The organism is Nocardia sp. NPDC003979, from assembly GCF_053605015.1.
This window is the reverse complement of sequence record NZ_JBSGIJ010000010.1, coordinates 247,452-268,653: the sequence shown is the minus strand read 5'-3', so window position 1 is coordinate 268,653 and position 21,202 is coordinate 247,452. Positions and strand designations below refer to the sequence as shown.

The 21,202-nt window shown below is 66.7% G+C and carries 20 protein-coding genes, 1 tRNA gene and 1 pseudogene; 7 read left to right on the top strand and 15 right to left on the bottom strand.

Features of this window, described 5'->3' with window-relative positions; all coding sequences use genetic code 11:
- Window positions 1-15: 15 nt before the first annotated feature.
- From ACWEVR_RS22130 to ACWEVR_RS22105, 6 genes are all read right to left on the bottom strand, one after another.
- Window positions 16-579: a D-sedoheptulose-7-phosphate isomerase gene (locus ACWEVR_RS22130; protein WP_452468517.1), complete on the bottom strand. Its 564-nt coding sequence runs from the start codon at window positions 577-579 to the stop codon at window positions 16-18.
- 3 nt (window positions 580-582) lie between these two features.
- A complete protein-coding gene (locus ACWEVR_RS22125; RefSeq protein ID WP_452468516.1) occupies window positions 583-1,680 on the bottom strand; it encodes a glycosyltransferase family 2 protein in 1,098 nt (365 codons plus the stop codon).
- The gene (locus ACWEVR_RS22120) at window positions 1,677-3,299 is read right to left on the bottom strand and encodes a carbamoyltransferase family protein (RefSeq protein ID WP_452468515.1); all 1,623 of its coding nucleotides are present in this window, start codon (window positions 3,297-3,299) and stop codon (window positions 1,677-1,679) included. The genes ACWEVR_RS22125 and ACWEVR_RS22120 overlap by 4 nt, the downstream gene beginning before the upstream one ends.
- An 81-nt stretch (window positions 3,300-3,380) precedes the next feature.
- Window positions 3,381-4,343, bottom strand: coding sequence for a UDP-glucuronic acid decarboxylase family protein (locus tag ACWEVR_RS22115; RefSeq protein ID WP_452468514.1), 963 nt, complete (start codon window positions 4,341-4,343; stop codon window positions 3,381-3,383).
- A complete protein-coding gene (locus ACWEVR_RS22110) occupies window positions 4,340-5,551 on the bottom strand; it encodes a glycosyltransferase (RefSeq protein WP_452468513.1) in 1,212 nt (403 codons plus the stop codon). The genes ACWEVR_RS22115 and ACWEVR_RS22110 overlap by 4 nt, the downstream gene beginning before the upstream one ends.
- Window positions 5,552-5,581: 30 nt before the next feature.
- Entirely contained in the window at window positions 5,582-6,526 is a 945-nt protein-coding gene (locus ACWEVR_RS22105; protein WP_452468532.1) for a glycosyltransferase, read from the bottom strand.
- 201 nt (window positions 6,527-6,727) lie between these two features.
- Here ACWEVR_RS22105 and ACWEVR_RS22100 point away from each other — a divergent pair, with 201 nt between their 5' ends.
- The 5 genes and pseudogenes from ACWEVR_RS22100 to ACWEVR_RS22080 all read left to right on the top strand — a co-directional run bounded on the left by ACWEVR_RS22100 (window position 6,728) and on the right by ACWEVR_RS22080 (window position 11,868).
- Window positions 6,728-7,603, top strand: a complete 876-nt coding sequence (locus tag ACWEVR_RS22100; RefSeq protein ID WP_452468512.1) for a glycosyltransferase family 2 protein — start codon at window positions 6,728-6,730, stop codon at window positions 7,601-7,603.
- 3 nt (window positions 7,604-7,606) lie between these two features.
- The gene (locus ACWEVR_RS22095; protein WP_067639418.1) at window positions 7,607-8,503 is read left to right on the top strand and encodes a glycosyltransferase family 2 protein; all 897 of its coding nucleotides are present in this window, start codon (window positions 7,607-7,609) and stop codon (window positions 8,501-8,503) included.
- A gap of 447 nt (window positions 8,504-8,950) precedes the next feature.
- Entirely contained in the window at window positions 8,951-10,102 is a 1,152-nt protein-coding gene (locus ACWEVR_RS22090; protein ID WP_452468511.1) for an alpha/beta hydrolase family protein, read from the top strand.
- A gap of 40 nt (window positions 10,103-10,142) precedes the next feature.
- Window positions 10,143-10,515, top strand: a pseudogene (locus ACWEVR_RS22085) (DUF6196 family protein); the annotation flags it as partial.
- A 159-nt stretch (window positions 10,516-10,674) separates the two neighbouring features.
- Window positions 10,675-11,868 (top strand): hypothetical protein, encoded by a 1,194-nt coding sequence (locus ACWEVR_RS22080; protein ID WP_452468533.1) that lies wholly within the window; start codon window positions 10,675-10,677, stop codon window positions 11,866-11,868.
- Here the strand turns inward: ACWEVR_RS22080 and ACWEVR_RS22075 are convergent.
- The 8 genes from ACWEVR_RS22075 to ACWEVR_RS22040 all read right to left on the bottom strand — a co-directional run bounded on the left by ACWEVR_RS22075 (window position 11,843) and on the right by ACWEVR_RS22040 (window position 18,254).
- On the bottom strand, window positions 11,843-12,493 hold the full coding sequence (locus ACWEVR_RS22075; RefSeq protein WP_452468510.1) for a hypothetical protein: 651 nt from the start codon (window positions 12,491-12,493) through the stop codon (window positions 11,843-11,845). The genes ACWEVR_RS22080 and ACWEVR_RS22075 overlap by 26 nt on opposite strands.
- Window positions 12,494-12,730: 237 nt before the next feature.
- A tRNA-Pro gene (locus ACWEVR_RS22070) sits at window positions 12,731-12,804 on the bottom strand.
- Between the two features lie 57 nt (window positions 12,805-12,861).
- Window positions 12,862-13,953: a mechanosensitive ion channel family protein gene (locus ACWEVR_RS22065; RefSeq protein WP_452468509.1), complete on the bottom strand. Its 1,092-nt coding sequence runs from the start codon at window positions 13,951-13,953 to the stop codon at window positions 12,862-12,864.
- Window positions 13,954-14,044: 91 nt separating this feature from the next.
- A complete protein-coding gene (locus ACWEVR_RS22060; protein ID WP_452468508.1) occupies window positions 14,045-14,953 on the bottom strand; it encodes a TIGR03564 family F420-dependent LLM class oxidoreductase in 909 nt (302 codons plus the stop codon).
- A gap of 80 nt (window positions 14,954-15,033) precedes the next feature.
- Window positions 15,034-15,465, bottom strand: a complete 432-nt coding sequence (locus ACWEVR_RS22055) for a DUF3592 domain-containing protein (RefSeq protein ID WP_452468507.1) — start codon at window positions 15,463-15,465, stop codon at window positions 15,034-15,036.
- Between the two features lie 51 nt (window positions 15,466-15,516).
- Window positions 15,517-16,455: an alpha/beta hydrolase gene (locus ACWEVR_RS22050; RefSeq protein WP_452468506.1), complete on the bottom strand. Its 939-nt coding sequence runs from the start codon at window positions 16,453-16,455 to the stop codon at window positions 15,517-15,519.
- A 180-nt stretch (window positions 16,456-16,635) separates the two neighbouring features.
- On the bottom strand, window positions 16,636-17,898 hold the full coding sequence (locus ACWEVR_RS22045) for a PucR family transcriptional regulator (protein WP_067488994.1): 1,263 nt from the start codon (window positions 17,896-17,898) through the stop codon (window positions 16,636-16,638).
- Between the two features lie 194 nt (window positions 17,899-18,092).
- The gene (locus ACWEVR_RS22040; protein WP_452468505.1) at window positions 18,093-18,254 is read right to left on the bottom strand and encodes a hypothetical protein; all 162 of its coding nucleotides are present in this window, start codon (window positions 18,252-18,254) and stop codon (window positions 18,093-18,095) included.
- A 352-nt stretch (window positions 18,255-18,606) separates the two neighbouring features.
- On the opposite strand from ACWEVR_RS22040, the gene ACWEVR_RS22035 reads away from it, so the two are divergent.
- Window positions 18,607-20,160: an acyl-CoA carboxylase subunit beta gene (locus ACWEVR_RS22035; protein ID WP_181697288.1), complete on the top strand. Its 1,554-nt coding sequence runs from the start codon at window positions 18,607-18,609 to the stop codon at window positions 20,158-20,160.
- A 54-nt stretch (window positions 20,161-20,214) separates the two neighbouring features.
- Here the strand turns inward: ACWEVR_RS22035 and ACWEVR_RS22030 are convergent, their stop codons facing one another.
- A complete protein-coding gene (locus ACWEVR_RS22030; protein WP_067488991.1) occupies window positions 20,215-20,586 on the bottom strand; it encodes an STAS domain-containing protein in 372 nt (123 codons plus the stop codon).
- 162 nt (window positions 20,587-20,748) lie between these two features.
- Between ACWEVR_RS22030 and ACWEVR_RS22025 the strand changes: the two genes are divergently transcribed.
- Window positions 20,749-21,195 carry an ATP-binding protein gene (locus ACWEVR_RS22025; RefSeq protein ID WP_452468504.1) on the top strand — a complete coding sequence of 149 codons (447 nt, stop codon included), beginning with the start codon at window positions 20,749-20,751 and terminating at the stop codon, window positions 21,193-21,195.
- Window positions 21,196-21,202: the final 7 nt, after the last annotated feature.

Genomic DNA, 21,202 nt, shown 5'->3' with positions numbered 1-21,202 from the left:
CCACGACCACGGGCCTCATGTCGGGACTCCCAGTGCTTCGTCGAGCGACTCGCACAGCGCGTGCACCATGACCAGATGAACCTCCTGCACGGTGGCTGTGCTCGGCGCGTCGACCGGCAGCGCGTCGTCGCAGAGCGCGGCGAGGGGATTGGGCGCGGGGCCGGTCATCGCCCAGGTGGTGACGCCTATCTCCTGCGCGGCCTTGGCCGCCGCGACCACGTTCTGGCTGGTTCCACTGGTGGACAGCAGCACGAGCACGTCTCCGGTCCTGCCGTGTGCCCGGACCTGACGCGCGAACAGTTCGGCCTCGCCGTAATCGTTCACGATCGCGGTGCCCGCGGAGGTGTCGGCGTGCAGCGGGATCGCCGAGAGCGGTCGTCGTTCGTTGCGGAAGCGCCCGACCAGTTCCGCGGTCAGATGCTGGGCTTCGGCGGCGCTGCCGCCGTTGCCACAGGCCAGCAGTCTGCCGCCGTTGTCGAATACCGCGGCCAGTTCGCGACCCCACCTGCGAAGTCCCGGTGCCAAGGAACGGTTCCGCTCCAACGCGCTGGACAAGACGGCGAAATGATCCTCGTTCACGGCCTACCTCCTGTTCGCGGACTCACTTCCGGCGGTGAGTTCTTCTGCCACCGAGACCGTCGACGGATCGGCGAGGTCGGGAACGTCCCCGATGACGGTGTCGTCCCCGTCGAACAGCGGGGCCTGCGGTGAGGGGGGCGTCGCGTTGCGATGCCGCATTTCGCCGCGGAACCGATACCAGCATGCGGCAGGCGGGATCAGCGCACTGGTCACCACCATTCGCCCGATCTCACCTGCGGTTCGAGGACCCTGCACGATTCGGCGCGCGGCGAATTCGGTCGTCAGCGCCGCCCATGCCGCCGCGAAACCGAGAGCCCAGCGCTGACGGCCCGCCACGCCAGAACCAACGGCGGCCGCGCCCAGCGCGGTGGTGAACGCGTGGCGGCCGAGCATGCCGGGTCTTTCGCCGATCCGCTGCCGCCACCGAGGGCCGAACTTTCGCCGCATCAACGCGTTGTCGAAATTTCCCCGTTGGGCTCGAACACTGGCCATCGGCCCCGACCTGCGCGTCGGATGGGTGGTGACCCGCTCACCCTGGGCGATCCGGTAGCCGGCCAGGCACACCCGCATCGCCAGATCGGCGTCTTCGCGAAAGGCACGGGGAAAGCGTTCGTCGAAACCGTCGACCGCGAGTAGCACCGCTCTGCGGTAGGCCATGTCGGCGGTGATCCAGCGCGCGACGGTCAAGCCCGCCGTTCCCCGTTCCTCGTCGGTCGGTTCGCGATCGGTCGGCAGCGGCACCTCGATGTGCGCGGTGGAAGCGGCCGTCGTCTCATCGAGATCCGCGAGATCCTCGGCCAAGCGGTGGGGCCAATCGGGTGTGGTGACGACATCGTCGTCGAGGAAGGCCACCCAGGTACCCGATGCGTGCCGCCAGCCCACATTTCTCGCCGCCGCCGGTCCGCGACCACCGGAGTGGAGCACCCGCACCTGCGGCGAGGTGTCCACCAGGGGAAGTTCTCCGCCGTCCGGGCGATCGTCGACGACGATGATCTCCCTGGGCGGCGGACCGGTGGCGGCAGCGAGCGCGCGCAGCAATACCCGCAGGCTCTCGCGGCCTGTGGTCGGGATGACGATGCTGTAGTCGATGGGTGAATTCATCGGCGCCACACCAGGAACGGGCCGATGGCGAGCAGGTCGATCGGCGCGGAACCGAAGCATTCGAGCGCGTCGCGGGGGGAATCGACCATCGGTCTGCCCGCGGTGTTGAGGCTCGTATTGACCACGACGGGCACACCGGTGCGCTTGTCGAATTCCGAGAGCATCCGGGCAAGTAGCGCATTCTCGGCGGGGTCGACCGTCTGCACCCGGGCGGTGCCGTCGACGTGGGTGACCGCCGGAATCCGGTCGCGCCAGTCGGCGGCGACATCGTGGACGAACAACATGTAGGGACTGGGCAGCGGCCCACGCGAAAAGATCTCGGGCGCTCGATCCGCGAGCACCATCGGGGCCACCGGCCGGAACTGCTCACGGCCCTTCACATCGTTGAGACGCTCGAGGTTCGCGGCCCGACCGGGGTGGGCCAGCAGCGAGCGGTGCCCGAGCGCACGCGGGCCGAATTCGGCACGGCCCTGGAACCAGGCGACGATGCCGTCGTCGGCCAGGGCTTGCGCCACATCGGCCGCCACATCGTCCGAGCGGGTGTAGCGGACCTTCGCCGCACGCAGAATGGATTCGAGTTCGGCGTCGCTCCATTCACGGCCGAGGTCGGCACCCCGCATCGGGGTGACGGGCTCACCGAACTCCGCGGCCAGTTGCAATGCCGCGCCCAGCGCGGTGCCCGCGTCGCCCGCAGCCGGCTGAACCCAGACGTTGTCGAACGGTCCTTCGTCGTGCAGGCGCGTATTGGCCACACAGTTCAAGGCGATACCGCCTGCCAGCGTGAGGTTGCGTTGACCCGTTTGCTGATGCAGCCACGTGATCAGCTCGAGCAGCACGTCCTCCAACCGGCGCTGGACGCTTGCGGTCAGGTCGGCGTGCTCGCTGCCGAAGTCACCGCCGTGCCCGGCCGGTGCGAAGCTCTCCCACGGCACCGGTTCGGTGCGGAATCCGCCGTCGCCGGTGGTGTACAGCAGTTCCCGGAACCGGTCGAGAAATCGCGGCTCGCCATAGGAGGCCAGGGCCATGACCTTGTACTCGTCGCTGGAACGCTCGAATCCGAGGTGCTGGGTGAGATCCTCGTACATCAACCCCAGCGAATGCGGCAGTCGCTGCGACGCCAGTTCCACGAATTTGCCGTCCCGGTATTCCCCGGCCAGATAGGACGTGCTCTCCCCGCGTCCGTCGGCGACCAACACCGCCGAATCACCCAGCGGCGCCGCCAGCGCTGTCGACGCAGCGTGCGCGACGTGATGACGGACGAAGCGGACGATCGATGGATCCAGACCGGGTAGTGCGGCGCGCAGAAAGGCGGGCGCGCGGCGGGCGTAATCCGTTCGGGTCTGCTCGCTCTGCTGGTCGAGACCGTCGAGCGAATGATCGACCAGCCCCGGATCGTAGGAGTAGCCCACCGCGTCGAGCTGATCGGGACGGATGCCCGCCTGCGCCAAGCACCACGCGGCCGACTGCTCGGGCAGCTCCCACGTCGAGAACGGCACTGGCCTCTTACCGTGTTTGCGGCGGCTGAATCGTTCCTCTTCCGCCGCCGAGACGATTTCGCCGTCCACGATCAGCGCCGCGGCGGGGTCGTGGAACACTGCGTTGATTCCGAGAATGCGCAACGGCTCGCCTTTCTCATCGAGGCGACAGGAGGTTGCGCCTCCCGCCGCTACCTGCGTACGCGCTACCCGGGTAAGTCGGGGCTAAACCGTCCGCGCCACGCATCGCTGCCGGGCGAACCACTCGATCGTGCGGCGCAGCCCCTCGGTCCGGGTGATCATCGGCTGCCAGCCCAATTCGCGTTGTGCCAGCGAGATGTCCGGGCAACGCCGCTTCGGATCGTCGACCGCCTCGTCGATGTATTCCAGCGTCGACGAGCTGTCGGTGGCGATGCGGATCTCTTCGGCGAGCGCCCGCACGGACAACTCGTGCGGATTACCGATGTTGATCGGTCCGGGATGATCGGAGCTGGCCAATGCGCGCAACCCGAGCACGGTGTCCTCGACGTAACACAGCGAACGGGTCTGCTCACCGGTGCCCGCCACGGTCAGCGGTGCGTTCGCCAACGCCCGCGCGATGAACGTCGGCACCACCCGGCCGTCGTCTGCACGCATGCGTGGGCCGTAGGTGTTGAAGATCCGGGCGATGCCGGTGTCGACCCCGCGCTCGCGGCGGTACGCCATCGTCAACGCCTCGGCGTACCGCTTGGCTTCGTCGTACACGCTGCGCGGACCGATGGAATTGACGTTGCCCCAATAGCTCTCGGGCTGAGGATGCACTGCGGGATCGCCGTAGACCTCGCTCGTGGACGCGAGTACGAAACGCGCGTGATCCCGCTCGGCCAGTTCCAGGACGTTGGTCGTGCCAAGCGAGCCGGCGCGCAGCGTCTCGATCGGTAACCGCAGGTAGTCCGGCGGCGAGGCGGCCGACGCGAGATGGTAGACGACGTCGAAGGAGCCGATATCGGGCAACGGCTCGGTGACGTCGTGCTGGAGCAGTTCGAAGCCCGGCCGATGCAGTAGCCCCGCCACATTCTCGGGGGTGGAGGTGGCGAAGTTGTCGACGGCGACGACGTCGGTGTCCGCCGCGAGGAGTTGCTCGCACAGATGGGATCCGACGAAACCACAACCGCCGGTGACCAACGCGCGCGTCGCGGCGGTACTCACTGTGCTTGCTTTCGCTCGTCGGCGACGCGTCCGCCCGCGGTCCGGCGATAGGCGCGCAGCGTCTCCACCGCGACCCGGTCCCACGAATACCGCGTATGGACGCGCTCGTGCCCGGCCGCACCGTACCGGCGCCGGAGGGCGGGCGCGTCGATCAGTTCGCGGATCGCCGCTGCCAATCCGGAGGGATCACGCGGGGGAACCAGCGTGCCGGTGCCGCCGTCGACGACGGTGTCGATGAGACCGCCGACCGCGGCGGCCACGACAGGAACACCGCACGCCATGGCCTCGAGGGGGGTGATGCCGAACGGCTCGTACCACGGTGTGCACACCGCGACATCGGCCGAACGCAACAGGGGAGCCACCTGCGTTCGAGGCACCTGGCCGAGCATGTGCAGCCGGTCGCCGACGCCGAGATCGTCGGCCAACCGCAGCAGCCGCTGCGCTTCCGGGTCGTCGGCCAGTCGGCCGTCCGGTCCGCCGACCAGTACCAGTTCGGTCCCGGCCAGCTCGGCGAGGGCGGTGACGGCGATGTCGAAACCCTTTCGCGGCACGAGTCGCCCCACACTGATGAGGCGGTGTTCGGCTGTCCTCGCGGCTTTCGGGCCCTCGGGGGAGAACTGGTGGAGGTCCACGCCGCAGGGAACCACCGACGTCCGGTGGCGCGGAACACCCATTCGAGCGAGTTCGAACACTTCGTCAGTGCAGGTGGCGATGATTCGGTCTGCCTGCTCGGCCACCTGCTGTTCCAGCCGCAGCCGGTCGGGCGGGCTGGTGTCGGCATTGCCCTGATACCGACGTTTCACGACACCCAGTGCGTGAAAAGTCTGTACCACCGGGATATCGGTGTCGCGAACCGCGGCCAGGGCGGCCAGACCCGACATCCAGAAATGGGCGTGCACCACATCGGGACAGTCGTCGCGCCACCGCGCGCTCAGGAAATTTCCGAATTCCGGCATATAGGGCAGAAGTTCGTCCTTCGGCAGGGGATGCGCGGGTCCCGCCGGAACGTGCACCACGCGATAACCGGGCGCGGTGGTGACAGTGTGGGGTACCCGCGCGCTCTCGCGCCGCGTGTACACCGTGACGTCGTGACCCTGCCGGCACAGGGCTGCGGACAACTCCGCGACGTGCACGTTCTGCCCGCCGGCGTCGACGCCACCCAAGGTGGCGAGCGGGCTGGCGTGTTCGGACACCATCGCGATCTTCATGTTTCCGCCTTTCCGACCTGGATGCCGCCTTTATTCGGTGATCTCGGCCAGCAGGCGATCCCAGCGATGCAGGAAGCTCTCGAGGCCGTAGTGCTCCAGCGCGAACTGCCGTCCCGATTTCCCCGCGAGCACCGCCAGATCGGGTTCGTGCAGCAATTCGCGAAATCTCGTGGTGAGGGCGGTGACGTCCGTGGAGAGAGCGCCCGCCTCGGGCGGTACCGCGCTGACGGCCTCGGTGGTCGCCAGCGCCACCACCGGCATTCCCAGGTGCATGGCTTCCAGCAGCGACAACCCGAGCGAAGTCCACCGCGCGGTGTGCAGGTAGACCCGCCTCTTGGCCATCTCGGGGTGCAATGTCGACTGCCGCAGATCCGCTATCCCGTTGACCGGATGCGCGGTCGGCCCGTGCGCCCGGAAGTCCTGCGCGCCGATCCCGTAGAGATCGACCGGCCCTTCGCGCGCGAAGCGGGTCAGCAGATCGCTGCCGGTGATCCGCCCGCGCCGCATCGGCTCGTTGATCAGCGCGACACCGTGGGGCAGTTCGCCGGTGTAGAGCTCACCGGGATCCACGATCCCGTGCGGGATGACACGCGTGGGCGCCGTGCCGTTGTCCCACATCACCTCGTTGAAATGGGTGACGTGCACGACCGGTATATCGGTTCGCTCCGCCATCGGATGCGCGGTGAGCGCCGCGCTGGGACGTGGGGTGTTGTGCTCTACATAGACGGCGGGGATGTCGACGCCGGGTCGCCGCCCGAGCCATCGATGCGCGAGGTCGATCTCCTCGGGACGCTGCAGCACGATCACATCCACTTCGATGTCGCGCAACGCGCCGACGGTGACCTCTTCGGCATTCGGCCAATCGCGTCCGCAACGGCCAAGGCCCCAGGGTCCGCGCTCGTCGGTCACCGGTAACAGATAGCGGTGCGGCCCTTGGACGAAGGCGGTAGTCCACGAGCCGTGCACATGCCACAGAAGAATTCCGCGCGGACTGATCATGCCGTAGTTCTTGCCGTTCGCCGCGTGATCAAACCGCGCGGTGCCCCGCTGATTGGCGCGGCGGACACCGGGTATGTGTCGAGGCATGTGCGTATTCGTCATCGGATGGGCAAATTGCTGCACGATGGACGCATCGATTTCGGAGTCGCTCGACGAGCTGCTGCCGGGGCGGGTGTCATGAATACGAGCAAGATCACGGTCGTCATCGCCACTCGAAATCGCGCGACGGAATTGGCGAGAACGCTCACCGAGTTGTGCACGCTTCGACCGCGCCCGGCGATCGTCGTACTCGACAACGCATCCGACGACAACACCGCCGACACTGCCGAAACATTCCCGGACGTACACGTTGTCCGGTTGGCCGACAATCGTGGAGCGGCCGCCCGCAATCTCGGTGTGGCGATCGCCCGAACACCGTACGTCGCCTTCAGCGACGACGACTCCTGGTGGGCAAGCGACGCGCTCGCCGAAGCCGAACGGATATTGGATTCCTATCCACAGGTGGGCCTGATCGCCGGACGCACCCTCGTCGGCTCGGAACATCGAGACGACCCCGTCAACGAACTGATGGCCGACAGCCCGCTCGGACACGATCCGGACCTGCCCGGTCCGTCGGTTCTCGGCTTTCTGGCGTGTGCGGCGATCGTGCGGAAAGAGGCCTATGCGCAGGCCGCCGGATTCAGCCCGCTGCTGCATTTCGGTGCCGAGGAACGCTTGCTCTCGCTCGACCTGGCCGCCCGCGGTTGGCATCTGTGTTACGTGCCGGCGGTGCGGGCCCACCATCACCCCTCCACCCACCGACCCACGCAGGCGTGGCGGCGGCGGGCCGAACAGCGCAACAACGCCTTGATCACCTGGATGCGGCGACCACTACGGCACTGCGCCGCGGAGTCGCTCGACCTGGTTCGCCGGATCGTGCGCGAGCCACTGACGCTCTTGACCGTCGCCCAGATCGTCCAACGGCTGCCGAAAGCGTTGGCACAGCGGCGTCCTCTGCCCCCGGAGATCGAAACCCGAGCCAGGACACTCGAACTCGCCCACACAAGGAGCTGACCGATGTCGACACACCGGATGACGGTTGTCATCATCACCCGAGACCGGCGTGACCAGCTACTGCAGACCCTCGCGCATATGACCGCGCTGCCCGACGCGGCCCCGATCATCCTCGTCGACAACGGTTCCGCCGACGGCACAGCCGACGCGGTCGCGGCGAACTACCCACAGGTGCAATTGATCCGCTCCGCCGAAAACCTGGGCGCTCTCGGTCGAAACCTCGCCGTCGAACGGGTGCGAACGCCCTACGTGGCCTTCTGCGATGACGACACCCGCTGGCAGCCCGGTGCGCTGACTCGCGCGGCCGATCTCCTCGACGAGTATCCCGGCTTGGGCTCCGTGACGGGACGCTGTCTCGTCGCACCCGACCTGCGTGAAGACCCGATCACTCCCGAATTCCGCGATTCGCCGATCTCCGGCCCCGACTGGCTGCCCGGGCCCGCGCTCCTGGGCGTGATGGCCGGCCTGTCCGCCTTCCGCGTGCGCGCGTTCGAGGAGGTGGGTGGCTTTTCCCGGCGCCTGTGGTTCGCGGGCGAGGAAGAGTTGCTCGCGTTGGATCTCGCGGCACGCGGATGGTGGATGTGCTGGGTGGAAGACATGATCATCCACCACGAGCCCTCCCGCACCCGCGACGCCACCCACCGTCGCGGACTCGGAATCCGCAACACGCTGTGGACCCTGTGGTTGCGCCGACCGGCCCGCAGCGCGGCCCGCCGTACCGCCGACATCCTCAGATCGGCCCCCGCCGACCGTACGACAGCCGCCGCCGTATTCGCGGCCCTACGCGGGCTGCCATGGGTATTGCGCGAACGAAAGGTCCTGCCCGCCCAGGTCGAGGCGGGCCTCGTCCTGCTGGAAGCCTCGCAACGCAACTCGACCGCCCGCCGCTACGTCGGCTAGTCGATGTGCCTCACGAACCATCGACATTTTCGCACCGGCTAAGAAACCGAGCGCGGTGTTAAGAAATCCATTCGTATCGTGATGCGAACGACGCCGATCGGGAACAAGCCCGGTTGGAGCCACGACATCGCTGCTCGCTCTCGTGCGGTACTCGAGGACGGTAACCGTAATCACCTCCTGTCGCCTGACGGTACGTGGAACATCGAGGGCCCGCCAGGCACGTGGTGGTTCGACGGCCAGATGCGCCAAGGCGCTTGCAATGGGTCTTGGAACTACACCGTGAACTGAGGTCGTTCGGAAACGACCGTTTATCGAACGCCTTGCTTGAAGCAGCCGTTGGACGAAGCTGCCCTGCGTCCGCGCTTGTAGGCTCCATGCATCACCGATTCGATGTGGGGGTAGGCATTGGCAGGCAAGGGATTACGCCGAGTCGCGGCAGGCCTGGCGATGGCACTGGTCGCAACAGGTAGCGGTGCCGGGCTGGGTGCTGCGGCTCCGCAGGCGCCGACCGTGGTGAGCGTGGAACTGCCCGCGCCGACCGGCCTGTCCCCAGTCGGGGTCACCGAATGGCATCTGATCGACAGAAACCGCACTGATCCGTGGACCGGCGGGCCGCGGGAAGTGCTGGCCCAGATCTGGTACCCCGCCGAGAACACCGCGGCCGAGGCTGCACCGTGGATGCCGCCGGGTGCTTCGACGGCGCAGGAGGAATTCCTCAGCGAGCTCGACGTTCCCGCCGGCACCTGGACCCTCGCCTCGAGCCACAGCCGCCGCGACGCACCGGTCCGCAAGCGCGATGGCGGGTTTCCGATCCTGTTGAACTCTCCCGGAATGGGCGACGCCACCGGCTGGAGCACCGCCCAAGCCGAGGATCTCGCCAGCCACGGTTACGTGGTCGTCGCCCTCAATCACACCCACGAAGCGTTCGCCGTCGAGTTCCCCGACGGCCGCACCGCCCTGACACAGGTACCGCTGGATTCCCCTCAGGAAGTCCTGCGTGACCTGTTACTGCCCACCCGGGTGGCCGACACCCGCTTCGTCCTCGACGAACTGACCGCCACCCACACCGACGAGCGGAGCACGAGTGCGCTACCTGCCGGACTCATCGCGAACCTGGACTCGAGCCGGGTGGCGATGTTCGGCCACTCGCTCGGGGGGTCGACCACAATGCAAGCCCTACACGAGGACCCCCGGATCCGGGCGGGGGTGAACTTGGACGGCCCTGTGCTCGGATCCGTCGCCGAGAGCGGCCTCGACCAACCGCTGCTGATGGTGGCCGGCGAGTTCTCGCCGTGGTTCGGTGAGCCGGGCTGGGAGCCGTATTGGCAGAACAACACCGGGCTGAAATTCCCACTGCGGGTACGGGAAACTCAGCACATGTCGTTCTGCGACCAGCAACTGATCCTTGCCCGTCTCGCCGACACCGGGCTCCTGCCCGATGAGGTGCGACAGAAAGCGGTCGGTGCCATCGACCCGGCCCGCTCGATCGACCTGCAACGCACCTACCTACGCACCTGGTTCGACACCGTCTTCGGCCGCGCCGACCTCACCACAGCCGTCACCGGCCTGGCGCAGCCGGAAGTCATGCCGTACCCGTAGATCGACGTGGCTACCGTGCTCTGGAAAGAGTGCTTCCCGAATGGTCCGGTCGATCTTCGTGAGTCGCCTCTGCTATCGGCGGGCAACAGCGTCTGTATCGCGCGCTACGTCGGGTGATCGCCCAGACCGACCTCGTGTGCACAAGGGCGTCTGGTGTTTCGAAGATTTTCCGGCCGACCAGCCACCCGCACTCACCACCGAGACCCTCGCCATTGTCCGGTACCGACAGGTTTGGAGTCACCTGGTCCCGTTCGACCGAGATGACGATCTCGTCGAACGCTTTGGAATCTTCTCCTTTCACTTCGCAGGCGACGTTGGCCACACGCCTCGAGGTTGATTTCGGGACAGGCGTGTTCGTTGTCTGTTGCAGCAATCGTGAGCGCGGTGGGGTCTATGCCTACTGGGACGCGTCTTGCGGTGCGGTTGCGGCGTACGCCAATTCGGTGGCCGTCGGACGCTGCGACGGATTCCCGTCGTTCACGCGATTCGGCGCGGAAGGCACCGTCGGCTTGGGACAATCGTTTTCGGAGCCGGTCGGCGAGGCAATCGGGGGTGGTCGTTCGATGACGAGGATGCGTGGATCGAATGGATACGGCGGTGGGGCCGAGGTGCCCGACATCGCGCGCCGGCCCGGGCCTACGCCGCTGCCGGAGCCGGTGTCCGTGCTGCACGATCGAATCCTGCTGCACGCCAACAGACATACCGCCCGCGCGCTCGTGCCCCTTCCCACCCCCGTCGCTGGGCTGGTGCTGACGGGCAAGACGGCGGCCGCCGGGATCAAGACCCTGCGCCGCGAGCATCCGGACCTGCTGCTGCTCCGGGATCCCGAAGGGTACCGCCGTGCCCTGGCCACCGAGCACGTGCCTTTCGTGCTCGATGACGACGAGTCGCAACATCTGTTCCCGCTGTCACTCGACGACTACTTGCAAGCTCAGCGCGACTGCGGGGCCGACCTGGCGCTGACGCCGACCGGCTACCTCGGCGCCGGGAATGATGACGCGCTGCGGGCGGTGATCCGTACGGCCGACCGGATCGGGCGCGACGATGTGATCGTCAGTCTGCCGATCGATATCGCCTGGCTACGCGACGATCACATCGACCACCTCATCGCGGCAGCCACCGGGCTCGAACGGCCCAAGGCGGTGCTGCTCGGTGGACAGTTCGATCCCATGCGAAGAAGCGCGGAGGCGGTCCAGAATTTGCGTCGACTGGTGGCCGAGGGAGGCGATGTCGCCGTGCTGCGAACAGATCTCACCGGCTTCGACGCCATGAGTCACGGCGCTTACGCGACGTCCCTCGGCACCGGCGGCAGCCTTCGCCACGTCATCCCGTTCGGACAGCGGCCATTCGGTGGGGGCAATGACCCCTCACCGACCGTATTGCTCGCCGAACTGATGTCCTTCTACAAGGGCTCGACGCTCGTCGAACGGTTCGCCGACAGTCGGCCGCCGGTGTGTGCGTGTCTGTCGTGTCAGGGACGGCCGATGGACCGGTTCGTCGGCCGAGACGACACTCTCGACGCGCACCGCCACAATGTGCACGTGTGGGCATCGTGGGCGAACGACCTCTACGGCCAGCCGACAGTGGACGGGCGGGCCACCTGGTGGAAGAACCTGTGCTCGGCAGCCGTGGATTACGCCGCGGTGCTCAATGCGCGGATCAGGCAGCCCGGTGCGTTCCAGCCGCCGAGTACTCTGCGTTCCTGGGCAGAGCTACCCGAGTGGTGGCCGATGCCGGGAACTACCGCGCGAGTTCGGACGCGCTAGTCTTCTCGTACAGCTTCTCAGCGAACAACCACTGGCCGCACGAATGCCGTTGTCGCACATACAGTTGCGGTTCGACGAGCGTTCGCAGCCCGGATGCGTCGGACACGCAGATACCGATCCCGAAGAACGAGGCTTGCAGCTGCGCTTCCGCGAGATCGGTCGGGATCGACCGCAGCAGCATCGCACGGCTACAGAACGGGGCGAACCGACCCGCCGAGCGCAGCCCTTCCTGCCATGTTCGGCTCGCCACCACGGCCAACCGGGCCGATATCGGCGCCCTGGCACGTCGGACGTAGTAGCCGCCCTCGACCTCGACGACGCCGGCCGGCGCCTGCCCGATGATCCGGCGCTCGCGGCTGGTGAGATCACCGACGGAGATCGGCAGCCCGACCGGCAAATTCATCACGACGTCCAACAGGTCCAATCGGGTGACCGCGCCGAGACGGAGCCGTCGGCGGCGTTCGATTTCCTGGACGTCGGGTAGATACGCGATCCCCACGGTGGCGTCGAACATCCGCACGACGGCGTAGGCGCACGGCTCCGACGAGCCAGCCGACTGCTGTGCGGACAAGGCGACGCGCGCTGCCTCGACCACACCGCTTCTACTCACGAGACTGCCGTCCACGTCACAGATCGGAGCGTAGCCGCAACGCTGAACCGCCGTACGACGACGTCACTGTCCGGATGAGGGCGCCTGCTGACCGGTTGTTTCACCTCAGCTCTACGCAAACGGGTCCCGAAAGCGGCCCTCGACCGATCGGTTCAAGCAATAGCTGTGGGATTTCTGTGTGAGCCGGGCAAGCCACGTTGAATCCCGGACACAAGAAAACCCCTCCGACTCGAGTCAGAGGGGTTTTCGCTGTCGGGCTGACAGGATTTGAACCTGCGACCACCTGACCCCCAGTCAGGTGCGCTACCAAGCTGCGCCACAGCCCGTTCCTTGCCCCCGTCGCCGGGTGCTCGGAAAGATTACCGCAACAGTCCGCGTGAGTACTAATCGGCTGGTAGATGGCCGTTGCGGGACGTGGTCGAGACTGGTTCGGGGGGTGGGTCGGTGGGGTTGGTGATGAGGGTGGGGATTTTGGGGAGGGCGTGGGGGTGGTGGTCGGAGAGCCAGGTGAGGAGTTCCTCGCGGACGGCGCAGCGCAGGGTCCAGGCGTCGTCGGCGTCGGCGGCGGACATGGCGGCGCGGACGACGATGTTGGTTGGGGTGCTGTCGGTGACGAGCAGGCTCCAGGTGCGGCCGTCCCAGTCGGGGCGTTGGCGCAGGTAGGTGTGCAGGTGTTCGCGGAGGGCGGGGATGGGGGTGGAGTGGTCGAGGTGGAGGGCGACGGTGCCGGTGACTTCGGATCCGCCGCGCGACCAGTTCTCGTAGGGCTTGCTGTTGAAGTAGGAGACCGGCATGGTGAGGCGGCGGTCGTCCCAGATGCGGACGGTGAGGAAGGCGAGGGTGATGTCCTCGACCACGCCCCATTCGCCTTCGACGACCACCGTGTCGCCGATCTTGACCGAGTCGCCGAAGGCGATCTGCAGCCCGGCCATCAGATTGCTGAGGGTGGATTGGGCGGCCACGCCCGCGATGATGCCGATGACGCCGGCCGAGGCGAGCATCGAGGTGCCGAGTGTGCGCAGGCTGGGGAACAGCAGCAGGATCACGACCGCCGCGGTGGTGACGACGAGCACCGAGGTGATGATGCGGCGCACCAGTCCGAGCTGGGTGCGCAACTGTCGCACCCGCGAAATCTCGGTTGTGCGTTGGGCATAGCGGCGCAGCAGGTGCTCGGCGACGGCGTCGGTGGCGCGAATCACCAACCACGCTGCCACGATCAGCGCGGCGGTGGCGAGGAAATTCTGGACCACCGTGTCGCGGCGTGGATCCACGTCGGCCAGGGGGTAGAGGGCACGCAAAAGCAGTGTGCCCAGCAGTAATTGGAGGGGCACCCGTATCCGGCGTACCGCATTCAGGGGGACACCGGGACGGCGGCGGGCGCTGTAGCGCAGCAGCCGGTCGATCGCCAGGCCGGCGGCCACGGTGATCGCGATCGTGCCGAACACCACGAGCATCGGCCGCAACAGGTCTTCCACGAGATCGAACTCCTCTCGTTCCTCGACTCGCCTCAGCCGGTCGCTTACCCGGGTGTCGCGGCCTCAGACATGACGTTCTGATGGCAACGGATCACCGCCGGGCCAGTTCGCCCACTAGGGCGATGGTGCGGCGATGGTCGGCCTGGCCGGTGAGGTCGGTCGCGGTGAGGACGACTTCGGTGGCGCCCGCGTCGAAGTAGCGGCGGATGCCCGCGGCGACGGTTTCCTCGTCACCGATCAGCGCGAGTTCTGCCGCTCTGGCGACTCCTTCGAGGTCGAGGACGCGGCGATAGGACGGAATCTGCTCGTAGAAAGCCAAGTGCCGCAACGCTTCGGAACGGGCCGTCTCGACATCGGCGGTGACGACGGCAGGCACGAAGGCGACGATTCGCGGGGGAGTGGCTGCCGCCCTGGTGATTTCGGGCACGATGTGTTCGCTCAGCGTCTTGGGCCCAGCAAGGTAGGGCAGGGTGCCGTCGGCGAGTTCACCGGTGACCCGCAGTGCCTGCGGACCCATGGCAGCCACCAGCACCGGAAGCCGCTCGGCGCCGGGAACCGAGGTCGGTAGCGCCGGGGTGGTGGTGAACAGTTCACCGTGGATGTCGGCGGTTCCGGTGTCGAGAAGCTGCCGCAACGCGGTGAGGAACTCGCGCAAGCGGGCGATGGGCCGATCGAACGGCTGACCGAAAGCACTTGCGGACAAGGTGGAGCCGACCGCGAGACCGAGATGGTAGCGGCCGCGCGTGGCGGCCTGGGCGGTCTGTGCCTGCGACGAGATCAGCAGCGGATGTCGCCCCGTCACCGGAATGGCGGAGGTACCGACCTGCAAGGTGGGTATCTCACGTCCGACGATCGCGGCGAGGGTGGGGGAGTCGTAGTCCATCCGCTGCCCGAACCACACCGCGGGCACACCCTGTTCGGCGACATAGCGTGCCTGCTCGACGATGTCGTCGACGTAGTTGGTGGCGTTTTCGACGGCCAGCGCGATTCCGAGAGTCATGCCCGGTCCAACCGGGCCCTCGGGAGGCTTTGTTCCGAAATGCCGCTATCTGATCACCATGATCGAAAGGGCCGCCGGGCTCAGAAAGCCGCCACCAGGCACACCGCGAGAGTCACACCGAGCACACCCGCGCCCAGCAGGCAGAACAACCATTCCGAACCGCCGCTGTAGCCCTCGATGACCATCTTCGCCGGGCGATCCGGATCGTAATGAACGAGTACCGGCGTACCGGGCCGGAAATTCACAATCCACGACTTACCTATGACGGCGCGTTCCTCCACGGTGCGCCCATCGGCCGTCACCCACTGGACCACCGGGTGATACAGGGTGCCGTTCTGTCCCGAACTGGTCGACAATCGGACTACTGTGCCGACCGCTTTCGCGCCGGAACTCTTCAACTTTCGAGTACGGCGAATCAAGACCAGACCGATAACGAAGAAGACCGACCCCAGGCAACCCGGAATCAGCGCGAACAACCATTCCGTCGACACAGTCTTCCCTCCCCACGACATTCACGCGCATCCGGCTCGCGAGGCCGAGTACCTCCGGCAGTCCGGCACCGATCAGCCGACGCCCACGGAACGCAGCAGATCCCGCAGCGCCCAGGACATCGCCGACGACCAAGCCGGCCAGTCGTGTCCGGCCCCTGCGTCATAGCGTTCCCTGACATCCACGCCGGGCGTGTTCTCCAGTTCGGCGACGAAGCGTGAGTTCTGCTCGTAGACAGCGGATTCGACGAGCCCGTTCTTGCCGTAGGTGACGAACAGGGGGATTCCGGTCAGCTTGGCTGCTTGGGTGTAGGGGTTGTTCTGCTCCCAGATGTGGCGCTGGGCCGTGTAGTCACCCCAGACGCGTTTCCAGTCCGCGGCACATCCCTGGCCGGGCTTGTCCGGTTCGCCGGGAGCGCCCGAGTCGTGCAGCGGGTCGACGTTGCCGCTGAAACTGGCCGCCGAACGGAACCAGCCCTGGTACTTCGCGGCGAATTTCATCGCGCCGAGACCGCCCATCGAGTTGCCCGCGATGGCGCGGGTGGTGTTGGCGCGGTAGGTCGATTCCAGCAGGGTCCGCACGTCGCCCATCAGGTATTTCTCCCAGGCGGGCGCGCCGTAGGAACCGTAGTTCCACCAGTCGGAATAGGCACTGCACCAACTGGTTTCGGGGAGCACGTAGATGGCGTCGGTGTTCGCCGTGAGGGCTTCGAGATCGCCCTTGTCGGTCCAGGACTTGTGATCGTCGAACCCGCCGTGCAGAACCCAGATCGTGGGCCAGGTGCGGGTGGCGTCTTTCGACCAGCCGGGCGGGAGCAGCAACCGCACCACCTTCACCGCGAAGTCGGGACCCTCGAGGTTCGGCGAGGAGATCCCGATATCGAGGATGCGGTCACTGACCCGCGCTTCCCACCGCACCGTGGCCGCGGCCTGTGCGGGAGCCGGGATGAACGAGGGCGCCATGGCGACCAGGACGGTGACGAGGGTCAGGATCGCAAGCCGGAGTCTGGACAACGGGGGTTCCTCTCGATCGCCGAACCGGTGATCGAGAGCGATCACGGGTGCTCGGACAGGTGCCCACGCTCGCTGTCCGCCCCGGTGAGGCTCGCGCGACGCGACGGTGCACCCTTATCGAAGAACGATCCCGTTCGTAGGAAAGCCCGGCCAGACCCCAGAAATGTGGGCACACGGCCCTCAGCCGGCGCGGGAACCCCGGTCAGGGGAGATGTCGCTCGACGCCGTTCCTCGGTGCGCGCGGATGAGCAGCGCCGCCCGCAGGTAACACAATCCGGTGACGTCGTTGAGGTCGAAGCCCGTCATCTGGCTGATCCGCTTGAGGCGGTAGTCGACGGTATTGGTGTGGATGAACATCTTCCGGGCCGTGCGTGAGCGCTGCATATTGGTGGCCATGTAGACCTCGAGGGTCTGCATGAGTTCCGGATGCGCTTCGAGGGAATCGACGACCGAACTCAGGTAGTCGCGGGCGGGGCCGGGACGGGTGAGCTGGTATTCGAAGGCCAGTTCGTGCGGGCGGTAGACCTTGCTCGGGCCGCCGAGGCGGTGCACGATCTCGACGAGTTCGTGGACTTGTTCCGCGGCGCGCGGGATCTCACCCGGCGCGGCCGACATCACCACGGCGCGCACCGGCACCTGGGCGGCGGTGGACAGATGCACGATCAGCTCGTCGAGCTCAGGCTCGGTGAACTCGGTGGCGGGCAGCAGCAGGGTGCCGCCGTCGACGCTGAGCAGCGACAGCACCTTGCCGTCGCAGCGGTTGGCGAGTTCGGCCTGCACGCGCCGCAACTTGCGCCGCGCAACGACTTTCGCGTTCAGGCCGGGCTCGGATTCCTCCGGGTGTGGTGGCAGCTCCAGGGCCATCACGTGGTATTCGTCGGCGACCTCGATGCCGCATTCGCGGGCCATGGTCGAGGTGTTCTGGCCGCCGAGCAGTGCGGAGGTGAGGGTGTGCACGGCGGTGTGGTGCTCGCTGACGACGGCGCGAAGCTCGCGCACGTAGGCCGCCGAGACGGCGGAGGTGATCATGTCCTGGGCGTCCATCAGGCGCCGGGCCACGCCGACCACGGTGTCGTAGTCGTGGTTGGTGACATTGGTGATCACCAGGTCGAAGCCGAGTTTGAAGCCCTCGTGGACGGCGTGGTGGATGGTGTCGATCGGGATGCCCTCGCGCGCCCAGTCGGCGGCGGCGGCCTGCACGCGCTCCACCCGGCCGGGCAGATCGCGACCGTCGAGCATGCTTCGGGTGAGCTCGAGGCAGACCCTGGTGACGGTGGTGACGTCGCCGTCGAGCGCTTCGCCCGGCAGCGTCGCGCAGGGGACGACGTTTTCGATGAAATGCACCACCATCTGGCGCGAGATTGTGCGTACGTCTTTCAACGGGGTTGACACCGGGCGGCCCGAAGCGGTCAAGAACGGTTCGATGGAAGTTGTGACAGCCATGATGAATCCTTCCCACCCAGATCGCTGGGCAAGTGACCAAACTACCGCGTAGGCCAATGTCACGTCCGGGCTTCGCTTGTGACAAAGGTCAAGAGAATAGGGGAATGATTAGGGTTACGACGAGTACCGGATACACGCCGGTGTGGGCGGCCCCGACGCCCGCCCACACCGGCTGACCGCGCCGATCTAGCCGGTCAGAGGCACAGGCTCAGCTCGAGCGGGCCCAGCGGCAGCGGCGCGCACACCTCGACCGACCCGGCGACGGGGCCGGCCGCGGCCGCAGTGCCGGTGCTGAGCGCGGCGGCCGAGAGGGCAAGGGCGGCAACGGCAATCGGGCGGGCAATTCTGGAGTTCATACGTACTTCCTCGCGTTCGGTGAACATCCCATGTTCGGGACATCTCGATCAGATCACGGTGGCAATCCCGAATTCACGTGTCGGCGACGGCTTTTGACGTTTCCATTTGGTTCGACGCGCCATTCTCGGAGAAATCCACAACAATTCGGCGCGGTCGTCATATCGCCTTGTGCCGCGCGATCAGGTATGGACCGGTGGTTCGGCGCGGACCACAACGGGGTTGTCGGAACCACGAGGGATCGCCACCGATCACTGTGACCTGTCCACATACCGCACACAGGCGTCGTGTGCGCGCGCGATTGGGCCTAGGTTCGCCCGGAGTACTACAGGTGGTTGGAAGGTGGCAGCGAGCGTGGCGACAACGCAGGCGAAGCTCGACGAGTTGGTCAAGATCCTGGCGATCGCCGCGGAACCCGCGGGTGCGGCCGGCGTCGCGAAGCGGGCGAAGAAGGGCGTGCCGAGCGTGCGGGAGCGGCTGAACATGCTGCTCGATCCCGGGACGTTCATCGAGGTGGGTGCCTTGGCGCGCCAGCCCGACCAGCCCGACGCGCTCTACGGCGACGGCCTGGTCACCGGGCGGGGCCTGATCGACGGGCGGCCGGTGGTGGTGATCGCGCACGACCAGACCGTGTACGGCGGATCGGTGGGTGTGGTGTCGGCGCGCAAGTTCATGCGGGCGCTGAAGCTGGCGTTCGACTCCGGCTGCCCCGTGGTGACGATCAACGACTCCGGCGGTGCGCGCATCCAGGACGCGGTGGGGTCGATCGCGTCGTTCGGTGACATCTCCCGGGTACTGGAGAAGCTGTCGGGTTATGTGCCGCAGGTGTCGATCATTCTCGGCAAGTGCGCGGCGGGGTCGGTGTACGGGCCGATCAATACCGATGTGCTGATCGGGACCGAGGATTCGTACATGTTCGTCACCGGGCCGGAGGTGATCAAAGCCGTCAACGGTGAGGACATCAGCGCCGAAGACCTCGGCGGGGCCGCGGTGCAGGCCGAGCGCGGCACGCTGCACCACGTGGCGAAGACCGAGGCGGATGCCTACGCCTGGGCGCGGGCCTACCTCAGCTACATGCCGTCGAGTTGTCTCGAGCAGCCGCCGATCGTGAATCCCGGCCTGGAGCCGGAGATCACCGGCTCGGACCGTGAACTCGACACCATCATTCCCGACTCCGATCGCACCGGCTACGACATGCACGAGATCCTGCTGCGGATCTTCGACGACGGCGAATTCCACGAGATCCGTGCGGCATTCGCCCCCAACCTCATCACCGGCTTCGCGCGGGTGGACGGGTATCCGGTCGGCGTGATCGCCAATCAGCCACTCGTGCTGGGTGGTTCGATCGACGCGGCGTGCTCGGACAAATCGACCTACTTCATCCGGCTCTGCGACGCGTTCAACATCCCGCTGGTGTTCGTCGTCGACACACCCGGTGTGCTGCCGGGGCTCGATCAGGAAGCCGCGGGCGTGATCATCCGGGGTGGGCGGGTGCCGAGGGCGATCATCGAGGCCACCGTGCCGATCATCAATCTCGTGGTGCGCAAGTCCTACGGCGGTGCCTACGGGATGATGGCGGCGCGTCAGGTGGGCGCCGACGTGAGCTTCGCGTGGCCGACGGCGCGGATCGCGGTGATCGGCGCCGAGAGCGCGGTGGACCTGATCGGTAAGCGGCAGCTGGCGGCGGTCCCCGAGGAACACCGTGCCGCCGCACGAGAATTCATGATCAACCAGTACAACGAGACGGTCGCCACGCCCTGGATCGCGGCCGAACGCGGCTATATCGATGCCGTCATCGAACCGGCGCGTACCCGGCTCGAGATCCGCCACGCGCTCCGCCTCTTGCGCGACAAACCGCCGGTGGCCCGGGAATTCAACCCGCGCAAGCATTCGGTGTATCCGATGTGAGTGCCGCGGTGCCCGGATCGCATACGACCGATCCGGGCACCGCCCGGCATGCGCTTACAGCGCGGAGGGCGCCCCGTCGGTGGCGGCGACGGCCGCTTCGAGGGTGCTGTACACGGCGAGGAGCTTGTCCAGGCCGGTCAGCTCGATGGGGCGCGCCACCTCACGGGAGGCGACCACCCGCAACTGGCCCGGTGCCGCTTTCGACACGACGAGCAGCGCGCTGAGTCCGGCCGACCCGAGGAATCCCACCTGGGTCATGTCGACGACGAGCGTATTTCCACCCTGCTGTGCCTTTTCCAGCGCGGCCTGCAACTGCGGCGCCGATGCCATGTCGACTTCGCCGCGAACGGTGAGGATTTCGAATCCGTCTTCGGCGCGTACCTGCACATCGAGGTCGGGGATTCCGTTCTGGTCGCGATTCGCCACTTTCCACCTCTTGCCTCGGTGTCGCCGGGTCGGCGAACACATCTTACTCAACTTACCCGATGAAAGCGGACCTTACAGAGGAGGTCTCATGTCCTCGCGCTATCCTCGCCGGACGTATGCATCACACTTGCGCCCTGCTTAGCAGTGGATCGGATGGGGTAAATGCCAGAAGCGAGACCGACAGCACACAGTTCGGTGCCGAGGCGCCCGTCCGGTCAGGAGAACACCCTGAGACCTTTCTATCTGGAATTTTCTGCGAAGGCTGATCGTTTGGTCGAGGTCCGTCGTGCGCTGCGTACCTGGCTGAGCGACATTCCGGTGCGGCAAACACTGGTCGACGATGTGGTACTGGCCGCGGGAGAGGCCTGTACCAATGCTGTCGAGCACGGACATCGCGGTGATGGCGGGCCCGTCGAAATCGGCGCATCGGTCACCGACGGTCACATTCGTGTGGTCGTCACCGACCACGGCAGCTGGCGGCCGGGTGCCGCGGTCGCCGACGAGTCGCGCGGCCGGGGGCTGACCATCATGCGTGCGGTGAGCAGTGAATTCGACGTCGAGACAACCGAATCCGGGACCGTCGTCACCATGCTCATCGCCTGCTCGTGAACCCCGG